Source organism: Arthrobacter sp. Y3221048, assembly GCF_059092685.1.
Map to the genome: position 1 here is coordinate 157,102 of NZ_JBNHHX010000005.1, position 15,371 is coordinate 172,472.

The following is a 15,371-nucleotide window of genomic DNA, read 5'->3' on the forward strand; positions in this document are numbered from 1 at the left end:
CGAGGCTTGAGGGAAGGCAGCTAGCCCCGGACCATGCCGAGCAGGCGCTGGAAGACGGCCTCGCCGTCGTCGGCAATGCCGTCATGATGGAACTCACCGGTTTCCCAGACCTGCAGCCCCTTCACCTGCGCGGCCGTTTCCAGCGACAAACCGCGCTCCACGTAGATATCGTCGCGGTACACGGCAGCGGCGGCGGGCACGTCGTTCCCGGCCAGCCGGTCGGGGGCGTAGAGGGCCGGCCAGTCGGACTTCGCTGCCAGCAGTTCCGCCACCTCGCGCAGCGGCACCAGCGCCGGATCCTGCTCGAAGTACCAGGGATAGACCATCTCGCCGGTCAGCAGCGGCTCGGCCGCCTCCGGGGCGAACTGCGGGAAGTCCCGGAGTACGCGCCACGCCGCCCAGCCGGTCGCTGCGCCCTGGGCATAGATGGATTCGTGCATCAGGGCATAGAGCGGGTTGGCAGCACGGCTCACGAGTGCGGCGACCTGCTCCAGGAAAGAATCCGAGAGCCGCTGGCCGGACGGGGTCGTGACGAAGGCGTCCTCCAGCAGGTAGTGCAGGGCGTCGATCCGGGTGTTGCCGCCCAGATACGACCCGGCCATCTGGAACCGGCCGGTGGTCAGCCGCTCGCCGGACGGCAGGTACTCGGGCACCGATTCCAGGTGTCGTGCGACGGCGGTGACTTGGGCCCGGTCTTCCGGGTAGCGGGCGAAGTATTCCCGGTTGCGTGCTTCCACCCGGGGAAAGGTGGCCCGGTAGACCCGGTCGGCTCCTCCCGCCAGCGGGGCCAGGCCGCCGGTGATCAGCACTTCCCGCAGCCCCTCGGGTGCGAGGGAGAGGTAGGTCAGCGCACAGAAGCCGCCGTAGCTCTGTCCGAAGATGCTCCATGGTTCGCTGCCGAGTTCCTGCCGGATCAGCTCGGCGTCGCGCACGATCGAATCCGCACGGAAATGTGCCAGATAGGCCGCCTGCGCCGCGGCGTCGCCGCGCAACGGCAACGTCTGCCGGTTCACGGGGGAGGAGAGGCCGGTGCCGCGCTGGTCCAGCATCAGGATGCGGAAGGTCTTGGCCGCCTCCTTCATCCAGCCGGTAAACGACGTCACCCGGTTGCCCCGGCCGCCGGGCCCGCCCTGCAGGAACAGCAGCCACGGCAGCCGGGCCGCCGCGGCGTCGTCGTGTTCCAGGGAGGAATACTCACGGGCGAAGATTTCCACGGTCTCGCCGTCCGGGTCCGCGTGGTCGAGCGGGACGTCGAAGAAATACCCGGCCGTCCTCATTCCACGGCTGCGGTGTGTGCCGGTCACCCGGTGTCCCGTCACGCGTGCACCTTGGCCGCTCCCGAGCCGAACGACGCGAGGGCGTCGCCGGCCAGCCGGAACGTTGACCATTCCTCCTGCGGCCGGGCGCCGAGGCTGCGGTAGAAGTCGATGGACGGGCGGTTCCAGTTCAGTACCGCCCATTCCACCCGGGCGTACCCGGACGCCACCGCGTGGCCGGCCAACGTCTGCAGCAGGGCCTTGCCGTACCCCCGTCCGCGGGCCTCGGGCCGGACGTACAGGTCCTCCAAATAGATGCCGTGGACGCCCTCCCACGTGGAGAAGTTCCGGAACCAGAGAGCGAAGCCCTGCACACCGCCGTCGTCTTCGGCGACATGCGCGAAGACGGACGGCTGAGCAGAAAACAGGGCGTCTTGCAGCTGTTCCGGCGTGGTCTTGACCGCGTCCGGTTCCTTCTCGTACACCGCCAGATCGCGGATCAGCTCGAGGATGACGGGGACATCGGCTTCGTCGGCCGGGCGTATCACAGACATGACAAAAGCCTAGCGTCCCGGAGCAGGCGCTACGGCTTGAGCACCACCTTGATGCAGCCGTCGTCCTTCTTCTGGAATTTCTCGTACATCGCTGGCGCGTCGTCCAGCGGGGCCGTATGCGTGACCAGGTCGCCGACGCCGAGGGGATCTGCCGGTTCGCCCGCCAGCGGCAGCACGTCGTCGATCCAGCGCCGGACGTTGCACTGGCCCATCCGCAGCGTGACCTGCTTGTCGAAGAGCGTGAGCATCGGCATGGGGTCGGCTTGGCCGGCGTAGACGCCGGACAGCGAGATGGTGCCGCCGCGGGCCACGGCGTCGATCGCGGCGTGCAGGACGGACAGGCGGTCCAGGCCTGCGGTCGACATCAGCTTTTTGGCCACGGGGTCGGGCAGGAGTCCGACGGCGAACTGTGCGGTGGCCGCAGCCGTCGCGCCGTGCGCCTCCATGCCGACGGCGTCGACCACCGACTCCGGCCCGCGGCCCTGGGTCGCGTCACGCAGTTCGTCGACGATCTTCGGGCCCCACTTCAGGGTCTCGATGCCGTGCCGGCGGGCCATTTCCAGCCGCTCCGGGACAAGGTCGACACCTATGACGCGGTGGCCCAGATGCCGGCCGATGCGGGCGGCAAACTGGCCGACCGGCCCGAGCCCGAAGACCGCCAGCGTGCCTCCGTCGGGAACCTGGGCATAGGCCACCGCCTGCCAGGCGGTCGGGAGGATGTCGGAGAGGAACAGGTATTGCTCGTCGGGCGCCTGGCTGTCCTCGATCTTGATGGGACCGTAGTCCGCGTGGGGGACGCGCAGGAACTCGGCCTGCCCGCCCGGAACAGAGCCGTAGAGCTCCGTGTAGCCGAACAATGCAGCGCCTGAACCCTTGTCCTTGACCTGCGTGGTTTCGCACTGCGATTGCAGGCCCCGGCTGCACATATGGCAGCGCCCGCACGCGATATTGAAGGGAACCACCACCCGGTCGCCGGGCTTGAGCCCCGGCACGGCGCTGCCGGTCTCCTCGACGATCCCCATCGGTTCATGGCCCAGGACGTCGCCGGGTGACAGGAACGGGCCAAACAGCTCGTAGAGGTGCAGATCGGACCCGCAAATGGCGGTGGAGGTGACCCTGATGATGGCGTCGGTCGACTCCCGCAGGACCGGGTCCGGAACCTGCTCGACGCTCAGCTTCCGTTTGCCTTGCCAGGTCAGTGCTTTCACAATCGTCTCCCTGTCGCGTCGCCGGGGGAGCACACCCTGCGCCCCGCGGAAGGTAAGTGTGCTTATTACCCTAGGGACGCTGCCAACCGCCTGCAAGCGGGCCCGAGCCCGGCAGCTCCGCGATCAGGCCATGCGGCCGGCCGGTCCGACGTCGAGAACCCGGACCGCGGCAGCTCCCGTCTCATTGCTGGCGGCGAGGTCCACTTCGGCGCTGATGCCCCAGTCCCGGTTTCCGGCCGGGTCATCGAAGATCTGCCGCACCTTCCAGACCGCCGGCTGCTCCTCGATGATCAGCAGCGCCGGTCCGCGCGCATCGGGCCCGATGCCGATGTCGTCGTACTCCTCAAAGTAGGCGTCCATGGCGTCCGCCCAGCGGTCGGCGTCCCAGCCCGCATCGGCGTCCAGTGCACCCAGGTCCTCTTCCTGCTCGTCGGCGAACAACTCGACCCGGCGGAACAGCTCGTTGCGCACCATGACGCGGAAGGCCCGAATGTTGTCCGTCAGCTTGGGCGGCTCCTGCGTGAACACCGACTCGGCGGCGTGATCGGCCGCCAGATCCGCCGCGCCCTTGCCCGCGGCGAGTTCTTCCCATTCGTCCAGCAGGCTCGAGTCGACCTGCCGCACCAGCTCACCCAGCCAGGCGATGATGTCGGCCAGGTCCTCGCGCAGGGCCTCGGCCGGCACGGTCTGCCGCAGCGCCTTGTAGCCGTCGGTCAGATAGCGGAGCACTATGCCCTCGCTGCGGGCCAGCCCGTAGAACTGCACGAATTCGCCGAAATTCATCGCCCGTTCGTACATGTCACGGATTACCGACTTCGGGGCAAGTTCAAAGTCGCCCAGCCAGGGCGCACCGTGCCGGTAGGTCTCGAAGGCGGCCTCAAGCAGCTCGGCCAGCGGCTGCGGGTAGGTCACCTCGTCCAGCAGCGCCATCCGCTGGTCGTATTCGATGCCGTCGGCCTTCATCGCGGCCACAGCTTCGCCGCGGGCCTTCTTCTCCTGCGCGGACAGGATCTGGCGGGGCTTCTCCAGCGTGGCCTCGATGATTGAGACCACGTCCAGTGCGTAGCCGCCGTCCTCGGGATCCAGCAGGTCCAGACTGGCCACGGCGAACGGGGAAAGGGGCTGGTTCAGCGCGAAATTCGGCTGCAGGTCCACCTTCAGCCGGACGAGGTGCCCGTTCTCATCCGGTGCGTCCAGGCGTTCCACCAGGCCGGAGACCACCAGCTCCCGGTAAATGCCCAGTGCCTTCTTGATCAGCTTCAGCTGCGAGGCGCGTGTTTCGTGGTTGCGTGTCAGCAGCCGCTTGGCGGCGGCGAACGGGTCCCCCGGGCGCTCCAGGATGTTCAGCAGCATCGCGTGGCTGATGGTGAAGCTGGACGTCAGGGGTTCGGGGTCGCTCTCCACCAGCTTGTGGAAGGTCGGTTCACCCCAGCTCACGAAACCCGTCGGCGGCTTCTTTTTCGCCACTTGGCGAAGTTTTTTCTGGTCGTCGCCGAACTTGGCCACCGCCTTGGCCATCGCCTTCGTGTTCTCCACCACGTGTTCCGGGGCCTGCACGACGACGGTGCCCGCCGTGTCGTACCCGGCCCGCCCCGCGCGGCCGGCGATCTGATGGAACTCGCGCGCATTGAGCAGCCGGGTGCGCACGCCGTCGTACTTGCTCAAGGCGGTCAGCAGCACGGTGCGGATGGGCACGTTGATGCCCACACCCAGCGTGTCCGTGCCGCAGATGACCTTCAGCAGCCCGGCCTGGGCCAACTGCTCCACCAGCCGGCGGTACTTGGGCAGCATGCCCGCGTGGTGGACACCTATGCCGTGCCGGACCAGACGGTTGAGGGTCTTGCCGAAGCCTGCCGCGAACCGGAAACCCGAGATCAGTTCGGCAATGCGGTCCTTCTCCTCCCGGGTGCAGACGTTGATGCTCATGAGATTCTGGGCGCGCTCAATGGCTTCCAACTGGCTGAAGTGCACCACATAGACGGGAACCTGCCTGGTGGAGAGCAGTTCCTCCAGCGACTCCTGCACGCTGGTCTGCACATAGTAGTAATGCAGCGGGATGGGACGCTCCGCCGAGCTCACGGTGACCGTCGTCCTGTCCGTGAGGTCGGTGAGCTCCTTCTCGAACCGGGTCACGTCGCCCAGCGTCGCGGACATCAGCAGGAACTGCGCCTGCGGCAGTTCCAGCAGCGGCACCTGCCAGGCCCAACCGCGCTGCGGATCGGAGTAGTAGTGGAACTCGTCCATGACCACCGTGCCGAGGTCCGCGGCGGAGCCTTCGCGCAGCGCGATGTTGGCCAGGATCTCGGCGGTGCAGCAGATGATCGGGGCATCCTGGTTGACCGCCGAGTCGCCGGTGACCATGCCGACGTTCTCCGGTCCGAAGATGTCGCACAGGGCGAAGAACTTTTCCGACACGAGCGCCTTGATGGGTGCCGTGTAATAGCTGACGGACCCGGTGGACATGGCGTGGAAATGGGCGGCGATCGCGACCATCGACTTCCCCGACCCGGTGGGGGTGGCCAAGATGACGTTGTTGCCGGTGACCAGCTCCATGACGGCTTCGTCCTGGGCGGGGTAGAGCGACATCCCACGGGATTCGACCCACTCGATGAACCGGGTGTAGACGTCGTCGGGATTTGAGGCAGTGCCGGTGTCCGGCAGGAGCTGGAGGAGATTCATGTTCTTCCCAGCTTAGGCGGTGGCGTCCCCGCGCCATGCGGGCACCCATAATCCTCTGACGTGGCGGGGGTGTGGCGTAACGTACTGCCCATGCACTGGGACCCGCACAAGTATGTGGAATTCGCCGACTACCGCGACCGGCCGTTCTTCGACCTGACCGGACGGATCGCTGCCGCCGATCCCGCCGTGGTGGTGGATCTGGGCTGCGGTCCCGGCGGCCTGACGGCGGCGCTCGCCGAACGCTGGCCCGGCGCCAGCGTCACCGGAGTGGACAGCTCACCCGAGATGATCCGGCAGGCGCAGCAGCGGCACACATCGCCCACGGTGAAATTCGTCGCCGGGGATATCCGTACCTGGACGCCTCCGGCAGGCTTGGATGTACTGGTTTCCAACGCCGCGCTGCAGTGGGTGCCCGGGCACCAGGACATCATGCGTTCCTGGCTGCGCGCCATGAAGCCCGGCGCCTGGCTCGCCGTGCAGGTTCCGGGAAACTTTGCCGCTCCGTCGCATGCGCTCATGAGGGCGCTCGCCGGCTCACCGCGATGGCAGCGCCGGCTGGACGGGGTGCTCCGCCACGAGGACGCCGTGTCCGAGCCACAGGACTATTTCGAGCTGCTCTCGGACGAAGGCTGTGAAGCCGACGTCTGGGAAACGACCTACCAGCAATTGCTCCACGGCGCGAACCCGGTGCTGGAATGGGTCAGGGGAACCGGCCTGCGCCCCGTCCTGGCCGCCCTCCCGGCGGCAGAAGCGGCCAAGTTCGAAGCCGAGTACGCCACGCTGCTGCGCGACGCCTACCCGGCCGGCGAACACGGGACCCTGTTCGGATTCCGGCGGATTTTCGCGGTGGGGCGCAAGCTCGGCTGAACCCGTCCTCCGGTGGCGGACGGTGGACGGACCCGGCCTCAGGGCGTGGGAGTCCCGCCGTTGACGTTCAGCGTCTCGCCGGAAACGTAGCTCGACTCCGGAGAGGCCAGGAAGACGTAGGCCGGGGCCAGTTCGGTAGGCTGCCCCGCGCGGCCCAGCGGCACATTCTTGCCGAACTCCGGCAGTTTGTCCTTCGGCTGGCCGGCGCTGACCTGCAACGGGGTCCAGAACGGGCCGGGGGCCACCGCGTTGACGCGGATGCCGCGGCTGGCCAGCTGCTGGGCGAGGCCCTTGGTGAAGTTGTTGATGGCGGCCTTGGTGGAGGCATAGTCGAGCAGGACCGGCGAGGGGTTGTAGGCCTGGACGGACGTGGTGTTAATGATCGTCGAGCCCGGCGGCATGTGTGGCACCGCGGCCTTGGTGATCCAAAACATGGCAAAAACATTCGTGCGGAACGTGTCCTCGAACTGTTCGTCGCTAATGTCTTCGATTTTCTCGACGGCGATCTGGCGCCCTGCGTTGTTGACCAGGACGTCCAGCCCGCCCAGCTGTTCGACGGCCTGGGCGACGAGTTCGCGGGAAGCGGCGGCGTCTGAAATGTCACCCGGCAGCAGTACAGCCTTGCGCCCTTCCTTCTCGATCACCGCAGCGATGTGCTGTGCGTCGGACTCCTCGGCGGGCAGGTAGGACAGGGCGACGTCTGCTCCTTCCCGGGCAAAGCCGACGGCCACGGCGGCGCCGATGCCGGAGTCGGCCCCGGTGATCAGTGCCTTGCGGCCGGTCAGCCTGCCGGTGCCGCGGTACGACTGTTCGCCGCGGTCCGTCTGCGGCTCCAGGTCTTTGTCCAGCCCGGGCTCCGGCTGGCTCTGCTTGGGCGGCGAGATGCTGGGAAAACGGTCAACGGGATTCTGGAAGGTGTACTGATCCGACGTCATGTCTGGCTCCCTTCTTGCGGCCGCATCGAGGGCCCCGCCGGCACCCTTGGTGCTGCGCTCGATGGAAGGCGGGGCCGGGGCGGCCTGGCATGGTCAGTTTGCTGATCGTGGTGCCACCCTACGCTGTCGTGCATCGGTCGTACAGCCAGCGGTTGCCGGCCCTCCTCCGTGAGGATCCGGAACGAGAGGTGCGCGCGGCCGGCGAACCGCCCCTAAGGTCAGCAAGCTTTCTACTTGGGCCGCGGCGGGGTAATCTGGGGCTGGACCTGTAGGAAAACCTGAACCGAAAGAGGTGCTGATATGGGTATGGGCGACAAGTTCGATGCTGCGAAGGACAAGGTGACCGGCAAGGTCAACGAAGCCGTCGGCGAGGCGAGGGACGACAAGTCCCAGCAGCTGAAGGGCAAGGGCCAGCAGGTTGAGGGCGGGGCCAAAGACAAGATCGCCGATGCCAAGGCCCACCTGAACGAGGACGCCGACCGCGTTGCCGACGACACCGAAGGCGGCGCCAGGCGCTAAGCCGGTTCTTTTGTCGCAAATCCCCCGTGGGCCACTGGTTCACGGGGGATCTGCCGGTTAAGGCGGTGCTGCGACTACGCAGGTTCCCGATGATGGCGTGTTTCGGGGGGTCGGAACTTCCAAGGCATGGCCGCGACCGGCAATCGAGGGGATGGGACAGGAATTTCGGGCCCGCGCCGGGGGGCGGCGCGGGCCGCCCTTCAATTCCCTCGCAGCCTGTGGTAATTGTAAGTAACCTTATAAATCAGCTTGGCGTGCTCGTCCCTGCTGGCTGGACGGTGCGCGAAGCGGCTCGAACTACCTGAAGGGACTGATATCCGTGACTACCGCAAGGGAAATCATGACCGGTGGTGTTGAATGCATCGGAGAGAACGAGACGCTGGAGCTGGCGGCCCAAAAAATGCGGGACCTCGACGTCGGGTCGTTGCCCATCTGCGGTGAGGACAACAGGCTCAAAGGCATGGTCACGGATCGGGACATTGTGGTGAAGTGCCTGGCCGACGGACGGGATCCGCGCTCGATCAAAGCGGGTGAGCTGGGCCAGGGCAAGCCGGTGACCATCGGGGCCGATGACAGTATCGAAGAGGCCATCAGAACCATGCAGGACCATCAGGTGCGCCGGCTGCCGGTCATCGACGGACACGACCTGGTCGGAATTGTCAGCCAGGCCGATGTCGCCCGCAACTACCCGGAAGACCGCGTGGGTGAACTGGTCGAGTTCATCTCCTACTGATCCGGGTGGCCATCATGTCGGAGCAGTTGCCGGAGGCGTATGCCAAGTACCTGGCAGGATGTGAGCCAACCCAGGCCGACGCCATCCTGCCGGTGCTGAAGCAATCGGCCGCGGACGGCGAGCGCGGTGTGCTGGTGCGGTTCCTCCCCAACGAAGTGCAAGCCATGGCGACCGAGGAGGTCCCGTTCGGAACGATCCGGGAAGAACGCTACGACGAATAATCCACGCCTGCCCGCCGGTGGCCGGAGGCCCGGGGTGCCGAGCGCATCCCGGGCTGCAGCCTGTCAAGACCCAGGCGTAAAATTAACCGAGCCGGAGCGATATTTTGGTGATTCGTTGCCGGAGTGGGGAAGCACTTGTAAGCTCGCAGCAGTTGGAGCCGAAACGGCTCTCGGGCTATCTGGAGGCTGCGCATGGACAGGTTCGATGCCGGTCGGGACGCAGGGTGCTTCGTTGGTTTGGGGCGGAACTGATGCGGCACCGCCATCTGTCACCCGCTGACGAATTTCCGATGGATCTGGCTCCCCTTGGTGACCCCGAGTTGCTGGCGCTGTACGGCAGGGCCATGCGCCAGCTCGAGCGGGAGAGTATCCAGTTCGGCGCGGCCGATCCCGAGACCGAGTTCCGCCTGGAGGAGCTGCGTGTCGAGCTCGACCGGCGGGACAGCCGGGATGCGCTGCAGGCGAGCAGGCGGCGGGTCCGCGGTTTGTATGGCAAGCCGGGGGGCGAACCGCCGGATTCGCTGTACGACGGCACCAGCTAGGCTCTGGGCCGCAAGCATTTGCCCGCCGGCGGATTCAGGCGGTCCGCACCGCGGGTGGGCGTTCACCCTTCCCGGGTCTGCGCCTCGGCGCTTATGCTGCTCTTCCCACCCCCGTATGATGGGTGACAAACAGTATGCTTATCAATAGTGGGATGCAGATTGGAAGGGCAGACAATCGTGATTGCCAATGACAGTTCAAGTGCCCATGCCGGCCAGGACAAGGACCGGGATCCGGGAAGCGAGTTGCCCGATCCCTGGTGCTCCTCCTGCAGCACCGACGAGTACCTGGTGTTCGATGCCGTAACGCTGCTGCCGCCGCAGGCCGGAGCCCCCGCACTGCCGCGATGGGACGTCAGCTACTGGTGCAGCCGCTGCGACGCTTATTACGGGCACGAAACATTCAAGGTGCCCGCCACGGAATCCGAGAGCGTCGGAATCGATTTCGGGGCCGAGGGCTACATGCACTGCGGGGAGCCGATGCAGCCGGTGGAACGCATCGACCACTCGATCGTTGATCCCGTGGACGCCGGCTCCCCGGAAACCGGCCCGCTCCCGACCGTGCGGGTGGACGTTGAAATCCTTCGCTGCAGCTGCGGGTTCAAGATGGAGGTGCCCATCTGAGGCTAAGGCGCAGCAACGTCCGTGCGCCCGGTATCACCCGCCGGCGTCACGGGTCGGGGTTCTCCTACCGCAACCCGGACGGGTCGAAGCCTGCCGGTGACGAGCTCCGAAGGATCAAGGCGTTGGCGGTCCCGCCGGCATGGTCGGATGTGTGGATTTGCCCGGCGCCCAATGGGCATATCCAAGCAGCGGGAACGGACGACGCCGGACGGCGGCAATACATCTACCATCCCCGTTGGCGGGAACTGAGGGATCGGGAAAAGTTCGACCGCTCCCTGGCGTTCGGATCCACCCTGACCACCGCGCGCCGCAAGGTGACGCGGCTGCTGAGGTCCGGAGAACAAACCCGGCAGGTGGCCTGTGCCGTTGCCTTCCGCTTGCTTGACAGCGCGTCATTGCGGATCGGCTCCGAAGTCTACGCCGAAGACAACGGTTCCTACGGGGTTACTACGCTGTTGGCTCGCCACGTGCGGGTGCGCGAGGACACCGTCCGGCTTCATTTTCCCGGGAAGAGCGGGCTGCAGTGGGACGTGGAACTGAAAGATCCGGATATCGCCGTCCAGCTGGCGACGGTGCGGGGCCTGAAGGCCGACGATCCGGCCATCGGGTACCCCAACGGCACCGGACACTGGTCCGGGCTGTCCGCGTCGGAGTTGAACGAGTTTATCCACGAACTCTGCGGGCAGGAGTTCAGCGCCAAGGACTTCCGGACGTGGCAGGGAACGGTAACGGCCGCCGTGGCACTGGCCGGCTACAACGGCAGACCGAATCTAACCGGCCGGCGCAAGGCCGTCGTCGCGGCCATGCACGCCGTCTCGGAGAGGCTGGGCAATACGCCCGCCATAGCCCGCAAATCGTACGTAGATCCGCGGCTCGTCGACCGCTTTATGGCAGGACAAATCCCGGACGCGGCAACGTACTCCGCGGCGGAACGCAGCCTGCCGTCCTTCCTCGCGTGACAGGGGAGCGAAAGCAGCCCGCGGCGCTAGAATTAGAGGGCCCCGGCAGGCGGGATTCCCCCCAACGTCCACGTCTGTCGGGGTTGACGCGCCCTACCAGCCGCGCGATTTCCACGCGTCCAGATGGGGCCGTTCAGCCCCGAGCGTCGTACCTGCGCCATGGCCCGGATGGACCACCGTATCGTCCGGCAGGTAGTTGAACACCCGTTCGACCACGTCGCTGTAGAGCGACGCAAACCGCTCCGGATCCTTTTGCGTATTGCCCACCCCACCCGGAAACAGCGAATCTCCGGTAAACAGGTGCGGGGGACCATCGGGTGCGCGGTAAAGCAGCGCCACGGAACCCGGCGTGTGCCCGCGCAGCTTGATGGCTTCCAACGAGAATCCGTCGAACCGGCCGACGTCCTGATGCTCGAGCGCAACGTCAGTCCGCACCTCGATCTCAGGAATATCCTCCGCGCCGGCCGCCGTCTTGGCCCCTGTGGCGGCTACCGCCTCCGGCAAGGCCCGGACATGGTCCCAGTGGCTGTGCGTGGTCACGATCAGGGCGACCTTGGCCGGCTGGTCCGCATCCCCGGCGCCGTCGCGCAGCAGTTGCTCAATGGCCGGAAAGTCGTCGGCAGCGTCAATCAACACCTGGGTGCCGGAAGCCTTGGCTGTCAGCAGATAGACATTGTTGTCCATCTCGGAAACGGAAATGCCGCGGACGGTGACTGCAGGATCTTCGTGAAGCAACATGCTTCCCAGCCTACCGACAGTCGACCCGGACGGCTCAGGATGTCATTCTGGTTGTAGCAGTGGACAGGCAGCCGGATGCTGCGGACACGACGGGGAGCGGGCGCAGGCGATGGAAGCGAGCGAGTTTGACTGGCGGATGAACCGCGACAGCGCCGTGCCGCTCTTCGAGCAGCTCAGGCTGCGGATCATCGAAGCAGCCGACGCCGGCGAACTGCCGGTGGGCACGAAGCTGCCGCCCGTCAGGCGGCTGGCCGATCATTTGGGCGTGGTCCCGAATACCGTGGCACGCGCCTACCGGGAGCTCGAAACTGCCGGCCGGGTGGAAACACACGGCCGGGCCGGTACCGTGGTGAGCGCCGGCGCAGGCAAGGCCCGCCAACAACTGGGCGATGCCGCCGAAGCGTTCGCCCGCGCCGTTCACGGCCAAGGCATCGGCGGCAAGGAAGCACTCGCCGCCGCCAGGGCCGCGTTGGAGCGCCACGGCATCAAGTAGGCGACGCGGCAGGCGGCCGGTGCCTCATAGACGGCGCCCTGCGGACAGCCGCTGTCCGCAGCGGCCTCCGGCCGTGACCGATGCAATACAAGTTCGAACGAATTTTCGATTAGAGTAGATACCGTGCTAAAAGCAAGCGAAACGTCCGTCCCGGCGACCGATTCCGAGTCCGCCACCCCCGTTTCCCGCTCGGCGGACATGTCCCGCCTGGTAGTCAAAGGCGCCCGCGAGCATAATCTTCAGAACGTCAGCGTGGACCTGCCCCGCGACGCCATGATCGTCTTCACGGGACTGTCCGGCTCCGGCAAGTCGTCTTTGGCTTTCGATACGATCTTCGCCGAGGGCCAGCGCCGGTACGTGGAATCGCTTTCCTCCTATGCGCGAATGTTCCTGGGGCAGGTGGACAAGCCTGATGTGGACTTCATCGAAGGCTTGTCGCCGGCGGTGTCGATCGACCAGAAATCCACCAGTCGCAACCCGCGCTCTACCGTGGGAACAATCACCGAGATCTACGACTACCTGCGCCTCCTGTGGGCCCGCGTCGGCCGCCCCTTCTGCCCCCAGTGCGGTGAGCCCGTGGAGAAGCAGACCCCGCAGCAAATCGTGGACCAGCTGCAAGAGCTTCCCGACGGGACGCGCTTCCAGATCCTGGCTCCGGTAGTGCGCGGGCGCAAGGGCGAGTTCGTCGACCTGTTCAAGGAACTGAGCACCAAGGGCTTTTCCCGCGCCAAGGTGGACGGCAAGCTGGTGCAGCTGAGCGAACCGCCGAAGCTGGGGAAGCAGTACAAGCACACCATCGAGGTGGTGGTGGACCGGCTTGTGGCCAAAGAAGGCATCCATCAGCGTCTGACCGATTCGGTGGAGACCGCCCTGGCGCTGGCGGAGGGCCGCGTCCTGGCTGATTTCGTGGATATTGCCGAGGACGAGCCGGGCCGTACTCGTGCCTTCTCGGAACACTTGGCCTGCCCGAACGAACACCCGCTCGCCATCGACGAGATCGAACCGCGCTCGTTCTCGTTCAACAATCCGTTCGGTGCCTGTCCGGCCTGCACCGGTATCGGCAGCAAGCTCGAAGTCGATGTGGACCTGGTGGTCCCGGATCCGGACCGGAGCCTTTCTGAGGGCGCCATCGCCCCGTGGTCATTGGGCAAAGCCACCCAGGAGTACTGGACCCGGCTGCTCGAGGGGCTCTCCCACGAACTGGGGTTCTCCATGGACGAGCCGTGGAAGAACCTGCCGAAGAAGGTCCGGGAAGCCGTACTGCACGGCAAGGACTTCAAGGTCGTGGTGCAGTACCGCAACCGCTTCGGCCGGGAGCGCAAATACAGCACTGGTTTCGAAGGCGCGTTCCAGTACATCCACCGAAAGCATGAGGAAACCGAGTCCGAGTGGGCGAGGGACCGTTACAAGGAGTACATGCGTGAGGTGCCGTGCCCGGAGTGCAACGGGGCGCGGCTGAACCCCGCGTCGCTGTCCGTGCTGATCAACGGCAAGTCCATCGCGGAAGTGTCTGCCCTGCCGCTGCGCGAGGCAAGTTCGTTCCTGGCCGCTCTGGAACTCTCCGCCCGCGAAACCCAGATCGCCCACCAGGTACTCATCGAGATCCAGGCGCGCTTGCGCTTTCTCCTGGACGTCGGCCTGGAGTACCTGAACCTTGAGCGCGCCGCCGGCACGTTGTCCGGCGGAGAAGCCCAGCGCATCCGGCTGGCAACGCAGATCGGCTCCGGTCTTGTCGGCGTGCTCTACGTGTTGGACGAGCCCTCGATCGGCCTGCACCAGCGGGATAACCGGCGGTTGATCGAGACCCTCACGCGGCTGCGCGACCTCGGCAACACCCTGATTGTGGTGGAGCACGACGAGGACACCATTGCCGAGGCCGACTGGATAGTGGACATCGGACCGGGCGCCGGCGAGCACGGCGGCGAAGTGGTCCACTCCGGCTCGCTGCAGGAACTGCTGGACAACACGCGTTCCATCACCGGTGACTACCTGTCGGGCCGGCGCCGGATCGAGCTGCCGGCCAAGCGCCGGAAGATGGACAAGAAGCGCCAAGTGAAGGTGGTCGGCGCCCGCGAAAACAATCTCCGGGGCATCGACGCGTCGTTCCCGCTGGGCATCTTCACCGCCGTCACCGGCGTCAGCGGCTCCGGGAAATCGACTCTGGTCAACGACATTCTGTACAAGGTGCTGGCCAACAAGCTCAACGGAGCCAAGCATGTTGCGGGCCGGCACACCAGGGTGGAAGGCGTGGACCAGCTGGACAAGGTCATCCACGTCGACCAGAGCCCGATTGGCCGCACGCCCCGGTCCAATCCGGCCACGTACACCGGTGTCTTCGACAACATCCGCAAGCTGTTCGCCGAGACCAACGAGGCGAAGCTCCGCGGCTACCTGCCCGGCAGGTTCTCGTTCAACGTCAAGGGCGGGCGGTGCGAGGCATGCTCCGGTGACGGCACGCTGAAGATCGAAATGAACTTCCTGCCGGACGTCTACGTTCCGTGCGAGGTCTGCCACGGTGCGCGGTACAACCGCGAGACGCTGGAAGTCCATTACAAGGGCAAGACGATCGCCGAAGTCCTGGACATGCCGATCGAGGAAGCAGCGGAATTCTTCGCCGCGTTCACCCCGATCGCCCGCCACTTGCGGACCTTGGTGGACGTCGGGCTCGGCTACGTCCGGCTCGGGCAGCCCGCCACCACGTTGTCCGGCGGGGAAGCCCAGCGCGTCAAGCTCGCCAGCGAGCTGCAGCGCCGCTCGAACGGGCGAAGCATCTACGTGTTGGACGAGCCGACCACCGGCCTGCATTTTGAGGACATCCGCAAGCTGCTGCAGGTGCTGCAGGGGCTGGTGGACAAGGGCAACACGGTGATCACCATCGAGCACAACCTCGACGTGATCAAGAGTGCCGACTGGGTTGTGGACCTGGGGCCCGAGGGCGGTTCCGGTGGCGGCCAGATCATCGCCAGCGGTACACCGGAGCAGGTAGCGGCGGCCGAGGGAAGCCACACCGGCCGTTTCCTGGCGGAGGCACTCGGCCACAAGTGAG

Annotated in this window: 15 protein-coding genes; 9 read left to right on the plus strand and 6 right to left on the minus strand. The window is 66.2% G+C overall.

The annotated features are described in order from the left end of the window. Positions 1–20: 20 nt before the first annotated feature. The 4 genes from AC5RVS_RS15425 to AC5RVS_RS15440 all read right to left on the minus strand — a co-directional run bounded on the left by AC5RVS_RS15425 (position 21) and on the right by AC5RVS_RS15440 (position 5,697). A complete protein-coding gene (locus AC5RVS_RS15425; RefSeq protein WP_494108856.1) occupies positions 21–1,277 on the minus strand; it encodes an alpha/beta fold hydrolase in 1,257 nt (418 codons plus the stop codon). Positions 1,278–1,315: 38 nt separating this feature from the next. Beyond that, the gene (locus tag AC5RVS_RS15430; protein ID WP_494108789.1) at positions 1,316–1,810 is read right to left on the minus strand and encodes a GNAT family N-acetyltransferase; all 495 of its coding nucleotides are present in this window, start codon (positions 1,808–1,810) and stop codon (positions 1,316–1,318) included. 29 nt (positions 1,811–1,839) lie between these two features. After that, positions 1,840–3,018: a zinc-dependent alcohol dehydrogenase gene (locus AC5RVS_RS15435; RefSeq protein WP_494108790.1), complete on the minus strand. Its 1,179-nt coding sequence runs from the start codon at positions 3,016–3,018 to the stop codon at positions 1,840–1,842. A gap of 123 nt (positions 3,019–3,141) precedes the next feature. After that, the gene (locus AC5RVS_RS15440) at positions 3,142–5,697 is read right to left on the minus strand and encodes a DEAD/DEAH box helicase (protein WP_494108791.1); all 2,556 of its coding nucleotides are present in this window, start codon (positions 5,695–5,697) and stop codon (positions 3,142–3,144) included. 90 nt (positions 5,698–5,787) lie between these two features. Between AC5RVS_RS15440 and AC5RVS_RS15445 the strand changes: the two genes are divergently transcribed. Then, entirely contained in the window at positions 5,788–6,564 is a 777-nt protein-coding gene (locus AC5RVS_RS15445; protein ID WP_494108792.1) for a trans-aconitate 2-methyltransferase, read from the plus strand. 38 nt (positions 6,565–6,602) lie between these two features. On the opposite strand, the gene AC5RVS_RS15450 is transcribed toward AC5RVS_RS15445, so the two are convergent. Continuing rightward, a complete protein-coding gene (locus tag AC5RVS_RS15450) occupies positions 6,603–7,499 on the minus strand; it encodes a glucose 1-dehydrogenase (RefSeq protein ID WP_493987312.1) in 897 nt (298 codons plus the stop codon). 300 nt (positions 7,500–7,799) lie between these two features. Here AC5RVS_RS15450 and AC5RVS_RS15455 point away from each other — a divergent pair, with 300 nt between their 5' ends. From AC5RVS_RS15455 to AC5RVS_RS15480, 6 genes are all read left to right on the plus strand, one after another. After that, entirely contained in the window at positions 7,800–8,018 is a 219-nt protein-coding gene (locus AC5RVS_RS15455; RefSeq protein ID WP_494108793.1) for a CsbD family protein, read from the plus strand. A gap of 319 nt (positions 8,019–8,337) precedes the next feature. Further along, the gene (locus tag AC5RVS_RS15460) at positions 8,338–8,751 is read left to right on the plus strand and encodes a CBS domain-containing protein (RefSeq protein WP_493987310.1); all 414 of its coding nucleotides are present in this window, start codon (positions 8,338–8,340) and stop codon (positions 8,749–8,751) included. 5 nt (positions 8,752–8,756) lie between these two features. Next, a complete protein-coding gene (locus tag AC5RVS_RS15465) occupies positions 8,757–8,972 on the plus strand; it encodes a hypothetical protein (RefSeq protein ID WP_493987309.1) in 216 nt (71 codons plus the stop codon). 290 nt (positions 8,973–9,262) lie between these two features. Continuing rightward, the gene (locus AC5RVS_RS15470) at positions 9,263–9,514 is read left to right on the plus strand and encodes a hypothetical protein (protein ID WP_494108794.1); all 252 of its coding nucleotides are present in this window, start codon (positions 9,263–9,265) and stop codon (positions 9,512–9,514) included. A gap of 159 nt (positions 9,515–9,673) precedes the next feature. Next, positions 9,674–10,135: a hypothetical protein gene (locus AC5RVS_RS15475; RefSeq protein WP_494108795.1), complete on the plus strand. Its 462-nt coding sequence runs from the start codon at positions 9,674–9,676 to the stop codon at positions 10,133–10,135. A gap of 32 nt (positions 10,136–10,167) precedes the next feature. Continuing rightward, entirely contained in the window at positions 10,168–11,094 is a 927-nt protein-coding gene (locus AC5RVS_RS15480) for a DNA topoisomerase IB (protein ID WP_494108857.1), read from the plus strand. Between the two features lie 93 nt (positions 11,095–11,187). On the opposite strand, the gene AC5RVS_RS15485 is transcribed toward AC5RVS_RS15480, so the two are convergent. Continuing rightward, positions 11,188–11,832, minus strand: a complete 645-nt coding sequence (locus tag AC5RVS_RS15485) for an MBL fold metallo-hydrolase (protein ID WP_494108796.1) — start codon at positions 11,830–11,832, stop codon at positions 11,188–11,190. A 109-nt stretch (positions 11,833–11,941) separates the two neighbouring features. Here AC5RVS_RS15485 and AC5RVS_RS15490 point away from each other — a divergent pair, with 109 nt between their 5' ends. Beyond that, positions 11,942–12,325, plus strand: a complete 384-nt coding sequence (locus AC5RVS_RS15490; RefSeq protein WP_493987305.1) for a GntR family transcriptional regulator — start codon at positions 11,942–11,944, stop codon at positions 12,323–12,325. A 198-nt stretch (positions 12,326–12,523) separates the two neighbouring features. Next, positions 12,524–15,370: an excinuclease ABC subunit UvrA gene (gene uvrA / locus AC5RVS_RS15495; protein WP_494108858.1), complete on the plus strand. Its 2,847-nt coding sequence runs from the start codon at positions 12,524–12,526 to the stop codon at positions 15,368–15,370. Position 15,371: the final 1 nt, after the last annotated feature.

Coding starts and splice junctions, on each gene's coding strand:
- AC5RVS_RS15485 (WP_494108796.1), bottom strand. CDS start 11,832: ATGTTGCTTCACGAAGATCCTGCAGTCACCGTCCGCGGCATTTCCGTT.
- AC5RVS_RS15490 (WP_493987305.1), top strand. CDS start 11,942: ATGGAAGCGAGCGAGTTTGACTGGCGGATGAACCGCGACAGCGCCGTG.
- AC5RVS_RS15455 (WP_494108793.1), top strand. CDS start 7,800: ATGGGTATGGGCGACAAGTTCGATGCTGCGAAGGACAAGGTGACCGGC.
- AC5RVS_RS15445 (WP_494108792.1), top strand. CDS start 5,788: ATGCACTGGGACCCGCACAAGTATGTGGAATTCGCCGACTACCGCGAC.
- uvrA (WP_494108858.1), top strand. CDS start 12,524: ATGTCCCGCCTGGTAGTCAAAGGCGCCCGCGAGCATAATCTTCAGAAC.
- AC5RVS_RS15430 (WP_494108789.1), bottom strand. CDS start 1,810: ATGTCTGTGATACGCCCGGCCGACGAAGCCGATGTCCCCGTCATCCTC.
- AC5RVS_RS15450 (WP_493987312.1), bottom strand. CDS start 7,499: ATGACGTCGGATCAGTACACCTTCCAGAATCCCGTTGACCGTTTTCCC.
- AC5RVS_RS15470 (WP_494108794.1), top strand. CDS start 9,263: ATGGATCTGGCTCCCCTTGGTGACCCCGAGTTGCTGGCGCTGTACGGC.
- AC5RVS_RS15425 (WP_494108856.1), bottom strand. CDS start 1,277: ATGAGGACGGCCGGGTATTTCTTCGACGTCCCGCTCGACCACGCGGAC.
- AC5RVS_RS15440 (WP_494108791.1), bottom strand. CDS start 5,697: ATGAATCTCCTCCAGCTCCTGCCGGACACCGGCACTGCCTCAAATCCC.